Raw genomic sequence first — 24070 nt, forward strand, 5'->3', positions numbered from 1 at the left:
ATATCTGAGAGTTGCTATTTAGAGCAGTCTCAAAGCTAGCCTGATCGTTAGCTTAAATACTCGGTAATCGCCTTAGCCAACTTTTCAAACCTTGCGCGAAGCGGCGAACCTGGTCGATAAGCAAGGACAATACTTCGAGAAGGCGTTGGATTAATCGCAGTCACATAACAAACACCATCTTTCACTTTTTCAGTCGGTAAGGAGAGCTCTGGCAATAAAGTAATACCTGCGCCAGCTGCCACCATATTTCGTAGCGTCTCAAGGCTCGTCGCTTTAAAACGCTCATCATCCCGAGCGCCAGCAGCAAAACAGAAACCTAACGCTTGGTCGCGTAAACAGTGTCCATCGCCTAATGAGAGTACGGTCTGGCCATTCAACTCTGCCATTTCGATCTGGTCCTTGTTAGCCCATTCATGATCACAAGGTACAGCCACACTCATTGGCTCGTTATATACTTCAATTTCTTTAAAAGGTGCCGTTTCGGGTACCGAAGCCAGAACTAAACAATCCAATTTACCTTCTTCCAACTGTCTTACTAGCTGATGAGTTTGCGCTTCATGCAAATAAAGCTCTAGCTCCGGAAACGCATCTTTCAGTTTAGGGATGATTTTAGGAAGTAAATAAGGTCCAACGGTGGGAATGAAACCAATGTGCATAGGTCCAGTCATTTCACCACTCTGCCCTGCCGCCATCTCACGAAAGGTTTTTACTTCTTTTAACACACGCTTAGCCTGCTCCACCAACTGCAAACCCGCATCGGTGAATAACACTCTTCGACTGCTGCGTTCGAGCAGTGACGTGCCAATTTCATCTTCGAGTTTACGAATTTGACCACTTAAGGTCGGTTGACTGACAAAACATGCCTCAGCAGCCTTACGAAAGTGCTTATGTTCCGCTAGAGCGACGAGGTACTCAAAATCGCGAATGTTCATTGCTGACTCCGATAGAATATAGCTATCGATACCATAACAATAAACGATTAGAACTATCAATCCATTTTTTTGATAATGGTCTCAACGAAGCACAGCAGTAAGCGCTAAGCTCACAGAGATTTTCAAGTTAATCGAATTTAAGATTCCATAAGGACAAGATTATGTTTGCATCTAAAGAAGGCCAAGCCGTTCCTCAAGTGACATTTCCAACTCGTCAAGGTGACGCATGGGTTAATGTAACCACTGATGAACTTTTTAAAGGTAAAACGGTTATCGTATTCAGCTTGCCGGGTGCTTTCACACCAACCTGTTCTTCTAGCCACTTGCCACGTTACAATGAACTGTTCCCAGTCTTCAAAGAACATGGCGTAGATGAAATTCTTTGTGTGTCTGTAAATGATACATTTGTAATGAACGCTTGGAAGAACGACCAAGAAGCAGAGAACATTACCTTCATCCCAGATGGCAATGGTGACTTCACTGAAGGCATGGGTATGCTGGTTGAGAAAAACGATCTTGGCTTTGGTAAGCGCTCATGGCGCTACAGCATGTTGGTGAAAGATGGCATCGTAGAAAAAATGTTCATCGAACCAAACGAGCCGGGCGACCCGTTCAAAGTCTCTGACGCAGATACTATGTTGGGCTACATTGCACCTGATTACCGAACTCAAGAATCAATTACAGTATTCAGTAAGCCTGGTTGTCCGTTCTGTATGAAAGCAAAACAGAACCTGATTGACCACGGCTTGCAATATGAAGAGGTCATTCTGGGTAAGGATGCAACAACGGTAACACTGCGCGCTATCTCTGGCCGTACAACAGTTCCGCAAGTCTTTATCGGCGGTAAACACATTGGTGGTAGCGAAGAACTAGAAGCTTATCTAGGCTAAAGCTTCTTACACTCAAATAGACACTAAAAAAGCGAGTCCCATATGGGCTCGCTTTTTGGCTTCATCTTAGGGTAGCTTTTGGCTTACTTTGTCTCAATTTCAGCAGCAATAACAGAAATCTCTACCAACAGCGCTTCACGCGCCATATCACCAGTCACACACGCACGAGCTGGAGCAAAACCAGCGGGAACCCAAGCATCCCATACTGCGTTCATTGCTTGGAAATCTTGCATGTCTTTTAGGTAGATAGTTGCCGACAGCATGTGCTCTTTGTCACTACCCGCTTCCAAGAGCAACGCTTCAACCTTATCGAGCATGGTTTGTGTCTGCTCTGTAATATCTTTCGTCGCGTCTGCACAAACCTGACCACATAGGTAAATAGTACCGTTGTGCTTAACAATGCGGCTCATGCGCTCTTTCGTATGGATGCGTTCAATCATTCTTCTCTTCTTAGTCTCAGAGGACGGCTTATAGTGAAACAGGAAAGCGTATTCTAACGGATTCAATAGAAGTTCAACACGGCTACACTGTGACATGCTTGGCGATAACAGAATTCAATCAAGGATTTGCCGAACGGCAGAAAGAAAAAAGCCCCGTAGTCAACCTTGACTCGGGGCCTTCTTAGATTCTTCTAAGAAAAAGCAGTGGTACTTTAATAGACCGCGCCTTTTCTTATTTGTTCCCAGAAAAATGATCTTTTTTTAAAATTTTTTCGATCTTTTTCTTACTCAGTTATTTTTCAATGAGTTAGGCAACATTCATCTTAGTAATTATTTGCTCTACTAAGTTAACTTCCAACGCTACCTCATCACAAGCATGCTGTCTTGGACACTGATCACAGTCTTTCAGAACTTTCTCAGGCAATAGCGTCTTCGACGTTGGAATGAAATCATGCTTCATAAAGAACTCTGGCGTACGAGTTAGTACAAAGACCTTCTTAATCGCCATCTTACGCGCTTTCTCAACCAGGTGTTGCACAATAGCAGTACCTTGCCCTTGACCTTGCCAACCTGCTTCGACACCTAGTGAGCGAATTTCAGCCAGTCCTGAGTCATACACATACAAGGATGCACAGCCTGTTACTTCCCCATGATGTTCTGCTACCGCAAATGAGCCAATGTCACGCACCAATTCATTACGACTGCGCGGTAAGTTCTCTCCAAGGTTGGCCCAATAAGCCACCATGCTTTCCAACGCATCGATATCAGTGAGTCTTGCAGAACGGACTTTCACTGCCGAGTTATCACGAGCACTTAGACGCTTTTCTGCCTGATCAACTGCATAAGCCACTTGCTGAGGCGCAACACCACCTAAGGCACTACGTTTCTCAAGACAGCTTTCAATAGTAAGAATGTCATACACGTCTTGTTCAATGACTGGAGAGAACTCTTGCAGCTCAGCAATAGATAATTCTTCTAGAGCACAGCCCTTAGCAATTGCACTCACCACCGCAACGCCAACAATATGGTGCGCCTCACGGAACGGAATACCTTTAGCAACCAGATAATCAGCAAGCTCGGTCGAGTTTGCGTAACCTTGCTTCGCCGCTTCAAGAGTACGTTCACCATTTACCTTAATACCATCAAAACACAGTGCTGCCATTTCCATGCAGTCGTTCCAGGTATCCAGTGCATCGAATAGACCTTCTTTGTCTTCCTGCATATCTTTGTTGTAAGCAAGTGGCAACGCCTTTACTGTCATCATCATGCCAGCCAATGAACCGTAGACACGGCCCGTTTTACCACGAATTAACTCAAGCGCATCCGGGTTCTTTTTCTGTGGCATTAGAGAAGAGCCAGACGTCACTGTATCTGCGAGCTCAATGAAATTAGATTCACCAGAGTTGTAGAAGATCATGTCTTCAGCGAGACGAGATAGGTGCAACATCGAGATAGATGCGATAGACATCAGCTCCATAACATGGTCACGGTCTGATACGGAATCCAGACTATTACGTGTTGCTCTTCTGAAACCAAGGTTATGAGCTAGCTGCTCACGATCCATCGGATAAGCCGTCCCAGCAAGTGCTCCTGAGCCTAATGGGCATGTATCCAGACGCTTGATAGCATCTTCCAAACGCGAATAATCACGCTCAAACATCTCTACGTAAGCTAAACACCAATGTGCAAATGTCACCGGTTGAGCACGCTGCAAGTGAGTGTAGCCAGGAAGCACAGTATCTTGATGGACTCTCGCCACCTCAACCATTTGCGATTGCAGTCTATCTAAACCGAGTAATAGCTGTTGACCTTGCTGACGACACCATAACTTTAGATCGGTCGCTACTTGGTCATTACGAGAACGTCCAGTATGCAGTTTTTTGCCGAGGTCGCCGACTTTGCCAATAAGCTGTTGTTCAACCCAGCTATGAATATCTTCCGCATCAGAGCGTAAGATTTGCTTAGGGTTTTCCATGACCTCAAGCTTAAGTTCGTTTAATGCTAACTCAAGCTTTTGCTGTTCTTCCTCAGTTAATACATCCACCGATACCAGCGCTTTTGACCAAGCAATTGAACCAACAATGTCTTGCTCAGCAAGTCGGTAATCAAAGCGCAATGAATCATTAAAGTCTTTGAATCTCGTATCTGCTGCTTGGGTAAATCTTCCGCCCCATAATGCCATCGTGTCTCTCCTAACTGCTCAATCTTCACTGCTTTGTTCGGCTTGAATCTGATGCAACTCAGTTTCTTTATTGTTAGGGTTCAACTTACGGCAAATTGAATTAAAAATAAAGTAAAAATTCATTTATTTCACATAAATATTCAAAATAAATCAATTTAGTGACTGACGTTGCGGCAAAAAACAAGAAACCCATTTGATATCAAATGGGTTTCGTTATTTCAATCAGTATAGCGAAGCATGCGATCTCATGCAGGGTGATATGAGATTACTTTCTCTTCACTTCGTTAAGAGCACGGATACGGCTTGAAAGTGAGTACAGGCGGATAAAGCCTTCTGCATGACTTTGGTCATACACTTCATCTTCACCAAACGTAGCAAACTCTTCGCAGTACAGGCTGTTCACACTGCGTTTTTGCGTCACAATCGCTTGACCTTTGTATAGTTTGATAACAACTTCGCCGTTAACGTCTTGAGCAAGCTCTTCTGACGCCGCGAGAATTGACTTACATAGCGGTGTAAACCAACGACCATCATAGACAAGGTGCGACGCTTTAATGCCTAGCTCTTCACGGAACTCAAACGACGTTTTATCCAAAACAAGTTGCTCAACCGCACGCAGCGCTTCCATCATAATAGTGCCCCCCGGAGTTTCATAACAACCACGAGACTTCATACCAACCAAACGGTTTTCAACGATATCAATACGACCAACACCGTGCTTCGCGCCTTTCTCATTTAGGTACACTAGCGCATTGTATGGCGTCATTTGCTCGCCATCGACAGCAACGACTTCACCTTGTTTCACTTCTAAAGTCACATACTCCGCCTCGTTTGGCGCTTGCTCTGGGTCAACAGTCCATACCCAGCAATCTTCATTTGGCGCATTCCAAGTATCTTCTAGAACACCACCTTCTGTAGAGATATGCCATGCGTTCGCATCACGTGAGTAAATCTTGGTCAGAGAAGCAGTACACGGAATGTTACGCTCTGCCAGATAATCTAAGCACTCCTCACGGCTAACGAGATCCCATTCACGCCAAGGTGCTATCACTTTTAGGTCAGGGGCAAGCGCTGCAAATGCACCTTCAAAACGAACTTGGTCATTACCCTTACCTGTACAGCCATGACACAGTGCGTCCGCGCCTACTTTACGTGCCACTTCAACCTGAGCCTTCGCAATGATAGGACGTGCCATTGACGTGCCTAGTAGATATTTGCCTTCGTAATACGCACCCGTTTTTAACGTAGGGAAGATATAATCTGCGACCATTTCTTCTTTAAGGTCAGCGATGTAACACTCTGATGCACCCGATGCTTTGGCTTTTTCTTCAATGCCGATAAGCTCTTCTTCGCCCTGACCAACATCCGCCACAAATGCTACAACTTCACAGTCATAGTTTTCTTTTAGCCATGGAATGATCACAGACGTATCCAGACCGCCGGAATAGGCTACAACAACTTTTTTTACAGATGGTTTGCTCATGTTTCTCTCCTTGTCCGAGCCTGATTTTGGCGGTCAGTGCCTCGGGTTACTCAACTATTCAGATAACTGTTTTAACAAAAATTAATTGGGTACGAACTGGGTGCCGATGCTTTTACCAGCAAACAATTCGACTAACTTATTCGGATAGCGCCACGTGGCGACTTCAATTGGACGGCCAAGATCGTTCGCCGCTTCCAGAGCAGCTTGAACTTTAACGATCATGCCGTCGGTAATCACTTTGCCTTCAATCAAGGCATCCGCCTCTTGCTGAGTTAAGCTCGGCAACAAATGACCTTTGCCATCTAATACTCCACTCACGTCAGAGAGCAGGACTAATTCCGCATCTAATGCACCCGCTACAGCAACAGCCGCTTGGTCCGCATTAATATTCATTAGCTGACCTTGGTTATCAAGACCGATGGAGCTAATGATAGGCAGAGCGCCGGTTTTGAGGACAGCTTGTAATACCGCAGGGTTACCTGGTTTCGCACTACCAACAGCACCTAGTTCAGGATCTAACTCGCTCACTTCACACAAGCCGCCATCAGCAAGGCTCAAACCTACCGCATTAATACCCGCTTTGATGGCATCACCTTGAAGCAACTTGTTGGCCGTACCAGCCAGTGCGCCAGCAATTAATGGAATTTGGTCGTAAGGAGTAACACGTAGCCCTTGCTTTTTTACTGTTGGAAGATTCAATTGCTTCATTAAATCATCCACCAGGTAGCCACCACCATGAACAATCACAATCTCTCGTTGTGCTTGTTTCTGATAGTCGGAGATTGCTGCAAACAGTTGCCCCAGTGTCTTTGAACAAGACAGCGCAGCACCACCTAATTTGATAACTAATGGTGTATTTTGATTACTCATTCCGCATTCCTCGCTCTAGATAAGTGCCGTTAACTGGGCAAACTGGTTTTTAATGTTCAGGCACTGCATTGCTTGGCTCGATGCCCCTTTTAGCAAGTTATCAATGGCTGAAACAACGATGATATGTTGACCCTGTAGCTTCCAACCTAAGTCGCAGAAAGGGGTGTTCTCAACATCTTGAATTCTTGGAATCACATTACCTTTAACGCGTACACCAGGCTGTCCTTGATACGCTGACGCGAATGCAGCTTCAACTTGTTCCTCAGTCACACCCTCATTGAGCTTCATGGTAATCGTTGCAAGGATGCCACGTTTAAAGTTGCCTAAATGAGGCGTAAAGATCACATCACAACCTAAGTGTGTGGCAATCTCTGGCTGATGTCTGTGATTGAACAACCCGTATGGTTGCAGGCTCACTTCACAAAAACTATTGGTCATGGTCGCTTTGCGGCCCGCACCTGTCACTCCACTAGTGGCGTTAATCACTGGCCACATTTGGGTATCGATAATGCCAGCTTCCAGCAAAGGCTTAATCGCCAGTTGCGAAGCGGTTGGATAACATCCCGGAACAGCAACTAATTGAGCCTGCTCGATATCTTGCGCATTCCATTCAGCTAAGCCATACGCCGCCTTGTCCAACCAGCTTTCATTTTGATGCTCAAAGCCGTAGAACGTGGTATAAAAATCGTCGGCTTTAACCCTATAAGCACCTGATAAGTCAAACACTTGGCAACCTTGTTCTAAAAATTCTGGTGCCAAGTCATGACTGACTTCATGCGCTGTGGCAAGAAAAACAATATCGCATTCACTTGCCGCCTTTTTGACGTCGTTTAATGGTTGAACCGACATATCGACTAAGCCTGCAAGTTTGCCATGCAGTTGTGAAATCGGCTTACCTGCATCCACACTATTGGCGGACACGTATAAACCTGATAGCGTGAGTTCAGGGTGTTTTGTGACCATAAGAGCGAGCTCCGCTCCTGTGTATCCTGTTGCGCCAATAATGGTGGTTTTCAGCATTTCTCTACATCCGTTAATGAGTCTGTTGAACTAGGCTTGTTATATCGGTTTATGAATACGGCAATTAATGACTATAAATATAAAAAAAAGCTCTTTAATTGATTTTTTATTCATTAATTTTGATTTAATATGTGTTTTACCGTCTTAAGATTAATCTGTCAACAGTAGAAGCGAAGATAATATGCAATTACCCAGTTTTTTAGAGGTCTACAAAGGCCTAATTAGCACTCCTTCGATCAGCTCCACCGATCCGAGTTGGGACCATGGCAATGCAAAAGTCATCGAAAAGCTGGCGACTTGGATGAAGGATCTTGGCTTTGACGTTGAAGTTATCGAGGTAGAGCCAAACAAATTCAATATGATTGCGAAGAAGGGCCAAGGTGAAGGTGGCTTACTCTTAGCTGGCCATAGCGATACCGTACCTTTTGATGAAGGCCGTTGGAGCTTTAACCCTCATGAGCTAACCGAAGCCAACGGTCGTTTCTATGGTCTAGGAACGGCAGATATGAAGGGCTTCTTCGCCTTCGTTTACGAGGCAGTGAAGAAAATTGATTGGAGCAAACAGACCAAACCTCTTTATGTCTTAGCGACGTGCGATGAAGAAACCACAATGCTTGGCGCACGACACTTTACGGATAATGCACCTTTCAAACCTGATTATTGCATTATTGGCGAACCAACCAGTTTAGTGCCTATCCGCGGTCATAAAGGGCATGTGGCTAACGCCATTCGTGTAACAGGAAAGTCCGGTCACTCGTCAGATCCTGCTCTTGGTGTTAATGCGATTGAGATTATGCACGAAGTGTTGTTTGCCATGATGAAGCTGCGTGATCGCTTAATCAAAGAATACCATCACCCTGGATTTGCGATACCTAGCCCAACCTTGAACCTTGGACATATTCACGGTGGCGACAGTGCCAACCGCATTTGTGGCTGCTGTGAGCTGCATTATGACGTCAGACCGCTACCGGGAATTAGCTTAGATGGACTGGATAATTTGTTACGAGATGCATTAAAAGAAGTCGAAGCTAAATGGCCAGGCAGGTTATCCATCACTGCGTTGCATGAACCTATTCCCGGATACGAGTGCGATCACCATCATCCGTTTGTTGATGGCATGGAGGCACTGTGCGAAATCCCGTCAGAAACGGTTAACTACTGTACTGAAGCACCGTTCTTACAGCAATTGTGCCCTACTTTGGTGCTTGGACCTGGCTCTATTGACCAAGCACACCAACCTGATGAGTTCTTGAGTTTCGATTTTATCGATCCAACCATCAATATTTTAGCTAAATCTATACGCCAATATTGTTTCGAGTAACTTACAAGCTGTAATAAAATTTCAACAATTCAATGAATAAAGTTCACTAAGTGTGCGGATTTCGTGCCAACACGATAAACGCAAACTTGGTTTACTTTATTTGACTCGCACTAGCATTTTTAGCTAGATTGTGAGGCTGAGAAGGAATAATGGATGTAGTTAAATTACAAGGCAGGACGACTATGAACGAAAAATATGCCCCATTGAAGAGCAATGTTAGGATGCTAGGGCACTTGTTGGGTAACACCATCAAGGAAGCGCATGGAGACGAGATTCTCGAGAAAGTAGAGAAAATTCGTAAGCTTTCCAAATCCGTTGTGCGTGCAGGCAATGAAGCCGATCGTGAATTACTAATTGAAGAGATTACCAACCTGCCGAATGAGCAACTCACACCTGTCGCTCGTGCATTCAACCAATTTCTAAATTTGACCAACATTGCCGATCAATACCACACCATTTCACGTAGCTGTGAAGCAGATGTGTGTGAACCGGATCCAATTTCGTCATTATTTTCAAAACTAAGCCAAGAAAACATCAGCAAGCTCGATAGCGCTCAAGCGGTTCGTGATCTTAATATCGAACTTGTGCTAACGGCTCACCCAACCGAAATCACTCGTCGCACCATGATTAACAAGCTGGTGAAAATCAATGAGTGCTTATCTAAATTAGAGCTAAACGAACTTTCGGTTAAAGAACGTAAAAGAACCGAGCGTCGTCTGGAACAATTGATTGCCCAAAGCTGGCACTCAGATGTAATTCGTCAGCAACGCCCAACGCCACTTGATGAAGCAAAATGGGGCTTTGCGGTTGTTGAAAACTCGCTTTGGGAAGCAGTACCAGAATTCTTACGTGAATTTGATGAGAAGCTGAAAGGCTTCCTTGGTGAAGGTCTGCCTATTGATGCGCGTCCAGTGCATTTCTCATCTTGGATGGGGGGCGATCGCGACGGTAACCCATTTGTGACTCACAAGATCACGCGTGAAGTCATGCTTCTCTCTCGCTGGAAAGCAGCAGAACTTTACCTGAAAGATTTCCAAGAGCTGATCACTGAGCTCTCGATGGTCAAATGTAACGACCAAGTTCGTGAGCTTGCTGGCGAACAGCACGAACCATACCGTGCAATTCTAAAACCAGTACGTACGTTGTTAATGAATACCCTTGAAGTGATTGAAGCACAAATCAATCGTCAAGAGGTGCCAAACAAACCGATTCTCGAAGATGCCGACCAACTTTGGCAACCGCTAATGGCGTGTTACAAGTCACTGCGTGAAAGCGGTATGGCTATCGTTGCCGACGGTTCACTGCTGGATACCCTACGCCGTGTTAAAGCGTTTGGTGTACACCTAGTACGTCTCGATATTCGTCAAGAAAGCACTCGTCACTCAGACGTTATCTCTGAGCTTACTCGCTACCTAGGTCTAGGCGACTACGACCAGTGGAGCGAGCAAGACAAAGTATCCTTCCTTATCAATGAGTTGAGCTCTAAGCGTCCATTGCTTCCTCGCGATTGGGAGCCATCGGAAGACGTTCAAGAAGTATTGGATACTTGCCGTGTTATCGCTTCACAATCTCGCGAAGCCTTCGGAGCCTATGTCATTTCTATGGCACGTACTGCCTCCGATGTACTGGCTGTACACCTAATTCTTCAAGAGTGTGGTTGTAAGTTCCGTATGGACGTGTGTCCGCTCTTTGAAACGCTAGACGACCTTAATAATTCTGAAGCTGTTATGAAGCAGCTGTTCGATATCGACTGGTATCGCGGCTATATTCAAAACCATCAAATGGTAATGATTGGTTACTCAGACTCCGCTAAAGATGCCGGTGTTATGTCAGCGGGCTGGGCACAGTACAGCGCTATGGAATCCTTGGTCGAAGTGGGCGAACAGGCCGGTATCGATATTACACTCTTCCATGGTCGTGGCGGTACCATCGGTCGTGGTGGTGCGCCTGCACACGCAGCACTGTTGTCTCAGCCACCTAAGAGTCTGAAAGGCGGCTTACGCGTAACTGAGCAAGGCGAGATGATCCGCTTTAAGCTTGGTTTACCAGAGATTGCAGTAAACAGCTTTAACTTATACGCCAGTGCGATTCTAGAGGCTAACCTTCTGCCACCACCAGAGCCAAAACAGGCATGGCGTGACCTAATGGAAGTGCTCTCTGAAGTGTCTTGCGAAGCTTATCGTAAAGTAGTTCGTGGTGAACCTGACTTTGTTCCGTACTTCCGTCAAGCTACCCCTGAACTTGAGCTGGGCAAGCTACCACTAGGTTCTCGACCTGCGAAACGTAACCCTAATGGCGGCGTAGAAAGCTTACGTGCGATTCCTTGGATTTTCTCATGGAGTCAAAACCGCTTAGTTCTGCCTGCTTGGTTAGGGGCTGGAGAAGCGATTCAATACTCCATTGATAAAGGTCACCAAGCTCTGCTGGAAGAAATGTGTCGTGAATGGCCATTCTTCTCAACTCGTCTTGGTATGTTAGAGATGGTGTACACCAAGTGTAATATGGAAATCTCACGCTATTATGACCAACGCTTGGCCGCACCAGAGCTATTACCATTGGGTGATAAGCTGCGAGCTCAACTCCAGCAAGACATTAAAGCGGTACTTAATGTAGAGAACCATAACCACCTAATGCAGAGTGATCCTTGGGGTCAAGAATCGATTCGCTTGCGTAACACCTATGTCGAACCACTCAATATGCTTCAAGCTGAGCTGTTGTATCGCACTCGTCAAAGCGAAGACACTGAAGCTGAACTAGAAGAAGCACTCATGGTAACTATCGCTGGCATCGCAGCAGGCATGCGAAACACCGGTTAGACGATATATTATTTTACAAAAAAGACAAAAGGTCGCACATTGCGGCCTTTTATTTTTAGTGGCATACTTATTGAGAGTTTTGTTAGTTTTTTGAAGTGGTATCACGTTCTATTCCACTTCTTGCTTATAGAATTCGATATACTTACTTACCACTGTTCGATAAAACAAAAATACTATTATATCGACAGTGCGGGTCACGTGATCACGTGGCTTCCTAGGTGACAAAGGCTTAAAACAAGGTTACACGTGCCAACATGATTGGCATTGCTCTTTTGCGCGAGTTTCCTGGAATCATTTTTGAATTCCAAGGCGCTTTCGCAGTCGTACATCTGCGACGTGGAGCAACATAATTATTATTACGTTATTGACCATTTGGACTTAAGACATGTCACTACCACACGTAATCCTTACTGTTCTTAGCACTCGCGATGCGACTGGCTATGACATTACTAAGGAATTTTCTGCGAGCATCGGTTACTTCTGGAAAGCAAGCCACCAGCAAGTTTATCGTGAGCTAAACAAAATGGCGGACAAAGAACTGGTTACTTGCAAACTTGAACCCCAAGAAGGCAAACCAGATCGTAAAGTTTATTCAATCACTGACTCAGGCCGTAGCGCGTTAGGCGAATGGTTTGAACAACCAACTGTACACCCTACAGTACGTGATGAATTCTCAGCGAAACTAGCGGCCTGTGCGGTACAACCATCAGCTGCTTTCCGCATTCAACTTGAAGAGTTAATCGAAGAATCGAAAAAGCTTGTTGCGCACTACCGTGAAATTGAAGCGGCCTACTACGCTACACCAAACACATTAGACAAACACGCTCGCCTTGAGCGTCTAACACTGCGCCGTAACCTACTTGCTCGTCAAGCATGGTTAGAATGGGCAGAAGAAGCACTGTCTGAATTAGAAGCGTTAGCGTAAAACAAGTAGACAAGCTAGGGTCGCTATCGACCTAGTTTGGTTCTTGAGTTCAAAAAAGCGTCAGGAGTATTGTAATACACCTGACGCTTTTTTGTTTTAATTGAGGAAGTCTTAAGAAATCACTAAACCTGAGGACGTACACCTAATGTATGGCATAGTGCGTAAGTCATTTCAGCACGGTTTAGCGTGTAGAAATGGAAGTCCTTTACCCCTTCACGACTCAATACACGAACCATATCAATCGCCTGACTCGCACCGACTAACTGGCGAGTCACTGGGTCGTCATCTAAACCTTCAAACTGCTTTTGCATCCAACCTGGTACTTTTACCTTGTTCATGCCAGCAAAGCGTGACGCCTGCTTAAAGTTTGAAACTGGTAGGATACCTGGAACAATTTCCACATCGATACCAGCGGCCACACAACGGTCGCGGAAACGCAGGTAACTTTCTACATCAAAGAAGAACTGAGTAATCGCTCGGTTTGCACCTGCATCCACTTTGCGCTTTAGGTTCAGTAGATCTGCTTGAGCACTCTTCGCTTCTGGATGTACTTCTGGGAAAGCCGCTACCGAAATATCGAAATCATGACGCGACTTTAGCAGTTCGACCAGATCAGAGGCATACATATCCGGTTGGCCACCACCTGCTGGGATATCACCACGTAGGGCAACGATGTTCTTGATACCATTGCTCCAATAATCCTCAGCAATATCAATAAGCTCATCACGAGACGCATCAATACAAGTCAGGTGCGGCGCCGCGACAAGTCCGGTCTCTGATTTAATTTCTTTGATAATTGAGTGAGTACGGTCGCGCTCGCCAGAGTTCGCTCCATAGGTCACAGAAACAAACTTAGGTTGCAGCGTTTTAAGACGGTGAACAGACTTCCAAAGGGTTTCTTCCATTGTTGGCGTGCTCGGTGGAAAGAACTCAAATGAAACGTTGATATTGTCAGAAAGCTCAGCAATATTCTGGTTCAAAGCATCGATGTGTCCAGCGTGTGTGTATCCCATGGTTCTCTCCCTAAATACCAAGGTTGGTTATCCCATCCAACCTTAGATAAAACCTGTCTGTCTATATCTGAATTTTATGTTTTGACGTTTAGACGTCTATATGTCTACAGAATGAAATGAATGGCATTTAAAGTCAATAGAGTCATTATGAATTTTTTTCATGTGCTTAGTTAAGGAAACTAAAGCAGAGTCACGCGTTTCAGGAGATCTTCACTTTCGAGAAAGTAACGAGTGATGGGGTAAGAAGGGACATAAGGCAAAAGCAACAAATAAAAAGGCTAGCGGTTATCGCTAGCCTAGAGATAGAACTAATTTAAAACCAACAACTTGTTGTGCGCTAGAAGAAACTCGACATTAGATTTAAATCCGACTGAATCGCACCGGCAGTTACTTCACGTCCCGCTCCCGGACCACGAATTACTAATGGGTTATCTTTATACCACTTACTTTCGATAGCAAAGATATTGTCACACGGCAGCAGATTGGCAAGTGCATGCTCTTTAGACAAAGCTTCAATACCGACACGAGCTTTACCTTGGCGATCAAGACGCGCCACATAACGCAGCACTTTGTCTTCACGCTGCGCCTTCTCTAGACGTTCTTGTAGGATTTCACTCAGTAGCTCTGCCTTTTCAAAAAAGCCATCTAGAGACAACTCCTCAAGCTCCTCCGGAACCAGTGACTCCACCGCTACTGCATCAGGCTCAATATCTAAACCAGATTCACGAGCAAGAATAACCAACTTACGCATCACATCTGAGCCATCCAGATCAGCGCGAGGGTCCGGTTCGGTCAAACCTTGTTGCCAAGCCAAATCTACCAGCTCACTGAAAGGCACGCTGCCATCAAATTGCTGGAACAACCAAGATAACGTCCCAGAAAAAATACCGGACAACGCCACAATATCGTCACCGCTTTCACGCAAATCGCGCACTGTATGGTTAATTGGTAACCCTGCGCCTACCGTCGCGTTATACAGCCAGTGACGCCCCGTCTTCGAGAATGCATCTTGCACTGCGTGATAACTAACACTTGGTGCAGAACCCGCTACTTTGTTGGCCGAAATTAAATGCATGCCATTTTCCGCAATGCTCTGATACCGCTCGGCTAATGCAGGACTCGCCGTCACATCAAGAACAACAACTTCATCGTAACCTTGAAGATTAGCAAGCTGCTGTAACCAAACATCGCCTTGGTACGCCACAGCTTCATCCTCGTAACGCTCCAGCACGGTTTGTTCATTAATGCCTTGGTCATCAAGCCAATACGTTTGGCTATCCACCACGGCAACTAAGTTAAAACTCATTCCACGGCGCTTTTCTAGCTCGCTTTTCTGCTCTTTAAACAGCGCCAGCCAACTAGAGCCAATGTTACCCTTGCCACATAAGGCGACAGCAACGCGTTTTTGAGCTTGGAACAGCTGGGTGTGCACGGACTTAAGCAGAGGTTGAATGTCAGACTTTCTCAACACAGCAGCAAGACTTAACTTAGATTCTGCTTCCGAGAAAAACTCTACCGGCGCATGTTTAAGCTGCTGATAAAAACCAAAACAGTGGTTGGCATTCTTAGTCACACCAGCCCCTACAGCGGCCAGCATAGAATACCCTTCTCTTAGCTTAATCTCCGCTTCAATGGCTAGGTCTTGTAACTCATTGAGTGCACCTGACGCAATTTCTGCAGTATAAGCAAGGCGCAAACGTGCTTGGTCAGACTGCGCTTCAAACGCTAGCGGCTCAAGCTGTGCTCGCTTCAAACCATTCAGCACTTCGTTTTGCGCGCGAGCAAAATCATGACCACTGGCGAATGCGAGGTCAATCAACAGTACTTCATCTAGCGAGGTAATGATCTTAGCACCGCGCCCAGACGCCAGCACTCGTTCTATACGCGTAGAGCCTGACTCAGGTTGATAACTGCAACGTAAGTTCAAATCCATAACACTTTGCGCCACAGGTTGAAGCGTACGGCTATGTAGCACAGGGGCGGCCAAGCGAGCCAATTCACTGGCTTCATCCAGCCTTAATAATGGGAGAAGACAGGCATCGCTCACCACACGAGGGTCAGCACTATAGACCCCTGCAACATCACTCCAAATTGTCACGCAAGAGACTTCGGCAAGTGCTCCAATCACAGTCGCCGAATAGTCAGAACCATTTCGCCCTAACAAAACCGTCTCACCTTCATCGCTTTGCGCCATGAAACCGGTAATCACAATACGATGATGAGCATGCTGAGCTAAGACATCTTTAATCAAGGCATAAGACTTCGCACGATCGACTTCCGGCTGCGTGCCAAATTCTGCTCGTAAGAAAGCGCGAGCGTCTTGCGCCACCGCAGGCAAATCAGATTGACGTAAAAGCGCAGCCAGTAATCTAGAAGACCATACTTCACCGTGACCAAGCACGGCCGCACGCTGCGCCTCACTCAAGGGATAGCCCAGTTCACCTAAAGTACTAAACTCATCACTGAGCAGCGATTTAAGCTGCTCTGCTTCATCACCTTGCAACAACTCATCAATGAGCTCGTTTTGGAACTGTCTTAAAGACTGAAGGTGTTCATGAGCAATACGACCATCTTTATTAAGCGCATCGAGAAACTCAATTAAACGGTTTGTGGTTTTGCCTGCAGCAGACACCACAATTAAATCTTCATTGTGTGAGTAATCTTTAAGAATGGAAACGACACGACGATAACACTCAGGATCCGCCAAGCTACTGCCGCCAAATTTATGTAGTTGCTTCTTCGCCGGAGCGGGTGTGGTACTCATAACTCAACTTATCCTTGGAACGTTTTCGCTTTATCAAATGCTTGCTGTAAATCGTCAATCAGATCGGAGGCATCTTCCAGCCCCACAGACAGGCGCAGTAATTGCTGAGAAACGCCCGCTTCTTCTAAGGCTGCTTCTCCCATTGCTCGGTGTGTCATAGAAGCGGGGTGACAAATCAAACTTTCAACACCACCAAGTGATTCAGCCAGTGAGAACAACTTGAGTTCACCCACAAAGTACTTCAGCTGTTCAAAGCTTCCTGCAAACTCAAAACTCAACATAGAGCCAAAACCTGACTGCTGTTTCTTGGCAATCTCATGTCCAGGATGTTCAGGCAAGCTTGGGTGATAAATCACTTTAACCAGTGACTGCTGCTTTAAGAACTCGAGAATATGTTGAGAGCTCTCTTCATGCACACGCATGCGAGCACCTAACGTACGAATACCACGTAGCGTCATATAACTATCAAACGGTGTCCCCGTTGCCCCAATACAATTGCCCCACCATGCAAGCTCTTCCGCGTGCTCTTCTGTTTTGGTGATCACAACGCCACCAATCACATCAGAGTGACCATTGATGTATTTGGTGGTTGAATGGATAACAAAGTCAGCGCCAAGCTCTAAAGGCTTTTGGTACACAGGTGTCAGAAAGGTATTATCAACCGCCACTAGCGCGCCGACTTGTTTGGCTTTTTCGCAAACAGCAGCGATATCGACGACTCGAACCAACGGGTTGGACGGCGTCTCAAGTAAAATGAGCTTTGGTTTCGCTTCAAGTGCAGCATCTAACGCCGCCTCGTCGCTTTGGTCGACAAACTGAACTTTAAAATCACCCTTTTGCGCACGAGTATTGAATAGTCGGTAACTACCGCCATAGCAGTCATGCGGAGCCACGATAGTGTCTTCAGGCCCTAAAAAAGCCGACGCCCACAAGTTTAGCGCAGACGTACCACAGTTAGTGACAACGGCTCCTTTACCAGATTCGAGCTCATACAATGCTTGCTCCAGCAAACCACGGTTTGGGTTTCCAGAGCGGGTATAGTCGTAAGTAGGCACTTCTCCAAACGCAGGGAAACCATAGTTAGTAGAAAGGTAAATTGGCGGTACCACAGCATGGTGCTGGGTATCTGATTCGATACCAGTACGTACGGCTATTGTCGCTGGCTTCCGATTGCTCATAGAAACTTCCTTTATCAAATCGCATTGGGCTGATGGGCTGTTATTCAGTGTCTACTTTTGTCAGTGAATATGGAACCAACAAAAGTGGCAAACATTAAAAAATTAACATTGCGTTAAAATGAATGTCCACTTTACTTTCCATTTTGTGAGACGTCAACACTTCTAGACGTCTATATGTCTTTGCTTATGGCAGTAAATCCCGCTAAAATTGCAGCATTCTTATTACTACTACTTATGATTAATAGAGCGAAGGTGTGCAATGGCAGATTGGAACGGCGAATACATTAGCCCATACGCGGAGCACGGAAAAAAAAGCGAACAAGTAAAAAAGATCACGGTGTCTATTCCGTTGAAGGTGCTAAAGGTGTTGACTGATGAACGTACTCGTCGCCAAATCAATAACTTACGCCACGCAACCAATAGTGAACTATTGTGCGAAGCCTTCCTACACGCCTACACTGGTCAACCGCTTCCAACCGACGAAGACTTGAGAAAAGACCGTCCAGACGACATCCCAACAGAAGCTAAAGAGCTGATGACAGCAATGGGAATTGAGTTTGAAGCGTTCGATGAAGAGTAAATTCTGACGTAGAATGAAAAAAGACGGCATTTATGCCGTCTTTTTTATTTGCTCGAGTATGAGAAATTAAGCCATATAATTTTCTGGCATCTCAATTCGCGCAACACCGGAATCGACTGCAGCTTGAGCAACCGCTTTGGCTACACGTGGCAGCAAACGTGGATCCATTGGTTTTGGAATGATGTACTCCTTGCCAAAAGTAAGTGACTCTACACCAGCCGCTTTAAGCACCTCTTGTGGTACTTCTTCTTTGGCAAGTTCACGAATCGCCTCAACCGCAGCTAGCTTCATTTCGTCATTAATTTCACTTGCACGTACATCAAGCGCACCGCGGAAGATAAATGGGAAACACAGGACATTGTTTACTTGGTTAGGGTAGTCAGAGCGCCCAGTGCCCATAATCAGGTCATCACGTACGTCATGAGCAAGCTCAGGTTTGATTTCTGGATCTGGGTTTGAGCAGGCAAACACAATTGGCTTATCCGCCATCAGTTTCAAAGCTTCTGGTTCAAGTAAGTCAGGGCCCGATACACCTAGGAACAGATCCGCACCTTCAATGACGTCTTCCAAGGTACGCATGTCGGTGTTGTTAGCAAACAGCTCTTTATACTCGTTCAAATCGTCGCGGCGAGTATGAATCACACCTTTACGGTCAAGCATGTAGATCTTCTCACGCATCGCGCCACATTTAATCAATAACTCCATACACGCGATAGCTGCGGCACCAGCACCAAGACATACAATGCGCGCTTCTTTCAGATCTTTACCTTGCAGTTCAATCGCGTTCAGCATACCTGCTGCCGTTACAATCGCAGTGCCGTGCTGGTCATCGTGAAACACCGGCACATCACAGCGTTCAATCAGACGACGTTCAATCTCAAAACAGTCTGGGGCTTTAATATCTTCTAGGTTGATACCACCGAAGGTATCAGAGATGTTAGCTACCGTATCAACAAACTCATCAATCGTGCGATGTTTCACTTCGATATCAATAGAGTCTAGACCAGCAAAACGCTTGAACAGTAGCGCTTTACCTTCCATAACAGGTTTCGACGCCAGTGGGCCTAAGTTACCTAGCCCCAAAATCGCAGTACCGTTAGAGATGACCGCAACCATGTTGCCTTTGGCTGTGTACTTATAAACATTTTCAGAGTTTTGTGCGATTTCACGCACTGGCTCAGCCACACCAGGGCTGTATGCAAGGGCGAGGTCAGCTGCTGAGTCAGCAGACTTAGTCAGAGCAATTTCAATTTTTCCAGGGACGGGGTTGGCATGATAATCAAGCGCTTGTTGGCGAAATTCGTCGATTTGTTGGTCATCGGACATGGTGGCAATCCTGCTTATTCTACGAGTATTAAAGACTGAATGTGTGAGTATAAACCGCTTTGTAATTATTAGCTTTGCTTCTAAAGGGTTACAGACTCAACAGAGTGGACAACACGAACGGGGATACTGACGCATGGTCTGTGTGACAGCGGTTCGTCACTCTGATTTATTAATACTACGCTAGATAGTTAGAATTTTGAATGGATTGTATACAGAATTGTTTTATTTTTGCCTCAAAACAAAAAGGACGCCGAAGCGTCCTTTTCTAGAATCTGCAAAAGTAAGATTACTTCTTGCTAGATAGAGCACCGAAACGCTTGTTGAAGCGATCAACACGGCCGCCTGTATCAACGATACGTTGCTTACCAGTGTAGAATGGGTGGCACTTGTCACATACGTCTAGGTGGATAGAATCTTTACCTAGAGTAGAGTTGAATTCGAATGTGTTGCCGCAAGAGCAAGTTGCTGTTACTGCTTTGTATTCTGGGTGGATACCAGCTTTCATGGGGAAACCTCAAAGTTTAGGCCGTGTCGCCATCCGATTCTAAGCCGGACACCACACGTAGTTTAATAAAAGACTTATGATATCGCTGTTACTGCAATAAATGTAGAACAAGCCATACCATCAAGGCGCAGTATAGTAATGAATAGTGCCTTTAGGATCAACTAAAATTGCCACTTTTTTCGCCACCTTTAGGTGGATTGACTCAGTTTATTCAATTAACGGTTTCTCCTAACGGACATAGCTAGGTAGAATGGCGCTCTCTTTGAACAATACCGATTCCACTATGCGCCCAAACGTAGCTCGTGTTGCACTGCCAGTGCCACTGGATAAACAGTTCGATTATCTAGTCCCAACGCACCTTTTCCCTGTGGTGGGCGGCCGAGTATCAGTGCCTTTTGGACGCCAGACCTTAGTTGGTATTGTCACTCAATTCAGCCACCAATCAGACTTCCCTATTGATCAGCTTAAGCCCATCAAAGCGGCACTTGATACCAGTCCAGTCTGGCCAAAGCCACTGTTCGAGCTAATCTCTTGGTGTAGCCAATACTATCAACACCCATTGGGCGACACGTTAAACAACGCTCTACCCTCGTCATTGCGCAAAGGAAAGCCTGCAGAGTTTGCTGCTACCGTTGAGTGGCGTATTACAGAAGCAGGCAAGAATCAGCTCATGGCTGGGTTTGGACGAGCTGTGCAACAAGCAAAAGTCATGCATATGCTGGAGTCTGGCCCTTGTGCTCATCAGGCGTTCATTGATAATGAAGTCAGCTCTAGTGTCTTAAAAACACTGACTGAGAAAGGCTGGATTGAATCGCATGAGAAGCTAGCCCCTACTCCACGTTGGCCAGAAACGATGACCAACCCACCGACAGAGCTGAGGCTGAATGCTGAACAAGCTGTAGCGATCGCGTCAGTAAATAGCCAAACCGAATTCGGCTGCTACCTGCTAGAGGGGGTGACAGGTTCGGGGAAAACCGAAGTTTATCTGCAAATGATCGCACCAGTACTTGAGCGCGGCCAGCAAGCGCTTGTCTTAGTGCCAGAGATTGGTTTAACACCACAAACCATTAACCGCTTTAAAAAGCGTTTCAACGTGCCTATTGAAGTAATTCACTCTGGGCTTAACGATACCGAACGGTTGAATGCATGGTTGAGTGCTCGTGATAGAGTCGCGGGTATTGTTATTGGCACACGCTCGGCGTTACTCACACCATTTGCTGATCTCGGCATTATTATTGTCGATGAAGAACACGACACATCATATAAGCAGCAAGACAGCCTGCGTTACCACGCGCGTGACGTCGCCGTCATGCGTGCCAATAAAGAACAGATTCCAATTGTACTTGGTTCTGCAACACCATCGATAGAGACTCTGCAAAACGCGCTGATTGGTAAGTATCACCATTTGATTTTGAGCCAACGCGCAGGTCTTGCAGTGCCAACGACCAACAAGGTTATCGATGTCAAAGGGCAATACTTAGAAGCGGGCTTGTCCGCTCCCCTTATTGCTGAGATACGTCGCCACTTAGAACTGGGCAATCAGGTAATGCTGTTTCTTAACCGTCGAGGTTTCAGCCCAGCATTGATGTGTCATGAATGCGGATGGACCGCTGAATGCCGTCGCTGCGACGCCTACTACACCTACCATCAATCTAGTAATGAGATTCGCTGCCACCACTGTGGTTCACAGCGACCCACTATTCACCAGTGTGAAAGCTGTGGCTCCAATCAGCTTGTTACAGTTGGCGTGGGTACCGAGCAGCTTGAAGCACAGCTTGAAAGTCTGTTCCCTGATTTTAATACCATTCGAATTGATAGAGACAGCACTCGTCGTAAAGGCAGCCTTGAGAGTGCGCTTGAGGCAATTAAAAAGAATGAATACCAAATACTGATTGGCACGCAAATGCTCGCGAAAGGTCACCACTTCCCGAACGTGACCTTAGTAGCATTATTAGATGTGGACGGCTCGCTATACAGCAGCGATTTCAGAGCGTCGGAAAGACTGGCACAGCTCTTCATCCAAGTGGCCGGCCGCGCAGGCCGAGCGAGTAAGCCCGGTGAAGTGCTGCTGCAAACGCACCACCCTGACCATCCTCTGCTGCAATCACTACTGCATAAAGACTATCGTCATTTTGCAGAAACCGTGATTGAAGAGCGTAAATTGGCCATGCTGCCACCGTTTAGCTTCCTAACTTTGATTCGTGCCGAAGCTAACAACAGCAATGACGTTGAGGCGTTTTTGCGTCAAGTGAGACATTCACTTGAGGCGCATCCGTTATTTGATCATCATTCGATGGTGTTAGGTCCTACACCAGCACCTATTGCTAAGCGAGCAGGGAAAGCAAGATGGCAGCTAATGCTTCAAGTACCCACGCGTCCATTGATGCAGAAAATCGTCACCAGCGCGAAGCCCGTCATCGCGCAACTGCCACTCGCAAAGAAAGTTCGCTGGTCGATGGATATCGAGCCACAAGATCTCAGCTAAACGGTAAGAATTGATTAATTTCAAAACTATAACTAGCTCTAGTTGTGATAAGCTTCACAATTGCAATGCAAAATATGTTAATCAGCCCGTAACTTTCCGTAGATAAATGAATAATATTTATTAATAGTTCATCATTAAAGCAAACGTTTCATTCGCGCTATTTATTAGATAAATGAAACATTTAACCAAGTTATAACCCGTTAGATTGCATAATAAAACATAATAAGTCGCAGTCTAATTAGTCACACTGAAAATAAGAGGACTCACGTTTATGGCGACAATGAAGGATGTTGCCCAGCTTGCAGGCGTCTCAACGGCTACGGTATCAAGAGCATTGATGAATCCCGAGAAGGTCTCATCATCTACTCGAAAGCGAGTCGAAGATGCCGTTCTCGAAGCTGGCTATTCTCCTAATTCTCTGGCGCGTAACTTACGTAGGAATGAATCCAAGACGATCGTTACCATAGTGCCAGACATCTGTGACCCGTACTTTTCGGAAATCATTCGTGGTATCGAAGATGCGGCAATGGAACATGGGTATTTGGTTCTACTAGGAGATAGCGGACAATCGAAAAAGCGTGAAACCTCGTTTGTGAACTTGGTCTTCACTAAGCAAGCGGATGGCATGCTTTTACTCGGCACCGACTTGCCTTTTGATATCAGTAAGCCAGAACAGAAAAACTTACCTCCCATCGTTATGGCCTGTGAGTTTGCCCCTGAACTTGAGCTCCCTACCGTTCATATCGACAACCTGACCTCAGCCTTTGAAGCAGTAAACTATTTGTCGCAATTGGGACATAAGCGTATCGCACAGATTTCAGGACCTGACACCGCATTTTTATGCCGTTTTAGACAGCAAGGTTACCAGCAAGCGTTGCGAAGAGCCGGACTGCAAATGAACCCTGCGTACACGGTGAAAGGTGACTTTACCTTTGAAGCGGGTGCACGTTTGATTCGCAGCCTACTTGCCCTGCCGGAGCCTCCAACAGCCATTTTCTGTCATAACGACATCATGGCCATTGGCGCGATGCAAGAAGCGAAGAAACTGGGACTGCGAGTTCCTCAAGATCTTTCCGTAGTTGGTTTCGATGACATTCAGTTCGCTCAGTATTGCGATCCTCCGCTTACCACAGTCTCACAACCTCGTTATGAGATTGGCCGCCAAGCCATGTACATGATGTTAGAAGTACTGAAAGGCGCCGATGTTCGAGCGGGATCGAGGTTACTTGATACTGAACTTGTGATCCGCGACAGTGCTGCTCCTCCAAGAATCCTATAGTTAGCACGATACTGACTTGCAACTTGACCTTGTGGTATTTACCATGAGGTCAGTTATTTAA

Annotated in this window: 18 protein-coding genes; 7 read left to right on the plus strand and 11 right to left on the minus strand. The window is 45.9% G+C overall.

From position 1 onward, the window contains the following. Positions 1 to 47: 47 nt before the first annotated feature. Positions 48 to 932, minus strand: a complete 885-nt coding sequence (oxyR, locus tag JKJ11_RS15510; protein ID WP_006071140.1) for a DNA-binding transcriptional regulator OxyR — start codon at positions 930 to 932, stop codon at positions 48 to 50. 161 nt (positions 933 to 1093) lie between these two features. Between oxyR and JKJ11_RS15515 the strand changes: the two genes are divergently transcribed. Beyond that, positions 1094 to 1822: a redoxin family protein gene (locus tag JKJ11_RS15515; protein WP_006071142.1), complete on the plus strand. Its 729-nt coding sequence runs from the start codon at positions 1094 to 1096 to the stop codon at positions 1820 to 1822. A gap of 83 nt (positions 1823 to 1905) precedes the next feature. On the opposite strand, the gene JKJ11_RS15520 is transcribed toward JKJ11_RS15515, so the two are convergent. The 5 genes from JKJ11_RS15520 to argC all read right to left on the minus strand — a co-directional run bounded on the left by JKJ11_RS15520 (position 1906) and on the right by argC (position 7817). Further along, on the minus strand, positions 1906 to 2262 hold the full coding sequence (locus tag JKJ11_RS15520; RefSeq protein WP_006071144.1) for a RidA family protein: 357 nt from the start codon (positions 2260 to 2262) through the stop codon (positions 1906 to 1908). 307 nt (positions 2263 to 2569) lie between these two features. Next, positions 2570 to 4444: an argininosuccinate lyase gene (argH, locus tag JKJ11_RS15525; RefSeq protein WP_006071145.1), complete on the minus strand. Its 1875-nt coding sequence runs from the start codon at positions 4442 to 4444 to the stop codon at positions 2570 to 2572. A gap of 265 nt (positions 4445 to 4709) precedes the next feature. After that, positions 4710 to 5927, minus strand: a complete 1218-nt coding sequence (locus JKJ11_RS15530; protein WP_006071150.1) for an argininosuccinate synthase — start codon at positions 5925 to 5927, stop codon at positions 4710 to 4712. An 81-nt stretch (positions 5928 to 6008) separates the two neighbouring features. Further along, positions 6009 to 6797, minus strand: a complete 789-nt coding sequence (gene argB, locus JKJ11_RS15535) for an acetylglutamate kinase (protein WP_006071152.1) — start codon at positions 6795 to 6797, stop codon at positions 6009 to 6011. A gap of 15 nt (positions 6798 to 6812) precedes the next feature. Beyond that, on the minus strand, positions 6813 to 7817 hold the full coding sequence (gene argC, locus JKJ11_RS15540; protein WP_038230967.1) for an N-acetyl-gamma-glutamyl-phosphate reductase: 1005 nt from the start codon (positions 7815 to 7817) through the stop codon (positions 6813 to 6815). A 181-nt stretch (positions 7818 to 7998) separates the two neighbouring features. Between argC and argE the strand changes: the two genes are divergently transcribed. The 3 genes from argE (at position 7999) to JKJ11_RS15555 (ending at position 12879) form a co-directional block, all read left to right on the plus strand. After that, positions 7999 to 9138 carry an acetylornithine deacetylase gene (gene argE, locus JKJ11_RS15545; RefSeq protein WP_252038473.1) on the plus strand — a complete coding sequence of 380 codons (1140 nt, stop codon included), beginning with the start codon at positions 7999 to 8001 and terminating at the stop codon, positions 9136 to 9138. Positions 9139 to 9320: 182 nt separating this feature from the next. Further along, positions 9321 to 11954, plus strand: coding sequence for a phosphoenolpyruvate carboxylase (ppc, locus tag JKJ11_RS15550; RefSeq protein WP_038222284.1), 2634 nt, complete (start codon positions 9321 to 9323; stop codon positions 11952 to 11954). A 385-nt stretch (positions 11955 to 12339) separates the two neighbouring features. After that, positions 12340 to 12879 carry a PadR family transcriptional regulator gene (locus JKJ11_RS15555; RefSeq protein ID WP_006071159.1) on the plus strand — a complete coding sequence of 180 codons (540 nt, stop codon included), beginning with the start codon at positions 12340 to 12342 and terminating at the stop codon, positions 12877 to 12879. Positions 12880 to 13001: 122 nt separating this feature from the next. Here the strand turns inward: JKJ11_RS15555 and metF are convergent, their stop codons facing one another. The 3 genes from metF to JKJ11_RS15570 all read right to left on the minus strand — a co-directional run bounded on the left by metF (position 13002) and on the right by JKJ11_RS15570 (position 17834). Continuing rightward, positions 13002 to 13892 carry a methylenetetrahydrofolate reductase gene (metF, locus tag JKJ11_RS15560; RefSeq protein WP_006071160.1) on the minus strand — a complete coding sequence of 297 codons (891 nt, stop codon included), beginning with the start codon at positions 13890 to 13892 and terminating at the stop codon, positions 13002 to 13004. A gap of 337 nt (positions 13893 to 14229) precedes the next feature. Beyond that, positions 14230 to 16656 (minus strand): bifunctional aspartate kinase/homoserine dehydrogenase II, encoded by a 2427-nt coding sequence (locus JKJ11_RS15565; RefSeq protein ID WP_252038475.1) that lies wholly within the window; start codon positions 16654 to 16656, stop codon positions 14230 to 14232. A gap of 8 nt (positions 16657 to 16664) precedes the next feature. Continuing rightward, positions 16665 to 17834: an O-succinylhomoserine (thiol)-lyase gene (locus JKJ11_RS15570; RefSeq protein ID WP_038230975.1), complete on the minus strand. Its 1170-nt coding sequence runs from the start codon at positions 17832 to 17834 to the stop codon at positions 16665 to 16667. Between the two features lie 259 nt (positions 17835 to 18093). Here JKJ11_RS15570 and metJ point away from each other — a divergent pair, with 259 nt between their 5' ends. Next, complete coding sequence (gene metJ / locus JKJ11_RS15575; RefSeq protein WP_006071165.1) at positions 18094 to 18414, plus strand: met regulon transcriptional regulator MetJ; 321 nt, start codon at positions 18094 to 18096, stop codon at positions 18412 to 18414. A gap of 66 nt (positions 18415 to 18480) precedes the next feature. On the opposite strand, the gene JKJ11_RS15580 is transcribed toward metJ, so the two are convergent. Next, positions 18481 to 19740, minus strand: coding sequence for a malic enzyme-like NAD(P)-binding protein (locus JKJ11_RS15580; protein WP_006071167.1), 1260 nt, complete (start codon positions 19738 to 19740; stop codon positions 18481 to 18483). Positions 19741 to 20026: 286 nt separating this feature from the next. Continuing rightward, entirely contained in the window at positions 20027 to 20245 is a 219-nt protein-coding gene (gene rpmE, locus JKJ11_RS15585) for a 50S ribosomal protein L31 (protein WP_006071169.1), read from the minus strand. A 283-nt stretch (positions 20246 to 20528) separates the two neighbouring features. On the opposite strand from rpmE, the gene priA reads away from it, so the two are divergent. Together priA and cytR are read left to right on the plus strand one after the other, a co-directional pair. Next, positions 20529 to 22730 (plus strand): primosomal protein N', encoded by a 2202-nt coding sequence (gene priA, locus JKJ11_RS15590; RefSeq protein ID WP_252039131.1) that lies wholly within the window; start codon positions 20529 to 20531, stop codon positions 22728 to 22730. A 271-nt stretch (positions 22731 to 23001) separates the two neighbouring features. Further along, positions 23002 to 24009 carry a DNA-binding transcriptional regulator CytR gene (cytR, locus tag JKJ11_RS15595; RefSeq protein WP_006071173.1) on the plus strand — a complete coding sequence of 336 codons (1008 nt, stop codon included), beginning with the start codon at positions 23002 to 23004 and terminating at the stop codon, positions 24007 to 24009. The last annotated feature ends 61 nt before the right edge of the window (positions 24010 to 24070 follow it).

The organism is Vibrio sp. SCSIO 43133, assembly GCF_023716845.1.
Taxonomy (GTDB): Bacteria; Pseudomonadota; Gammaproteobacteria; order Enterobacterales; family Vibrionaceae; genus Vibrio; species Vibrio mediterranei.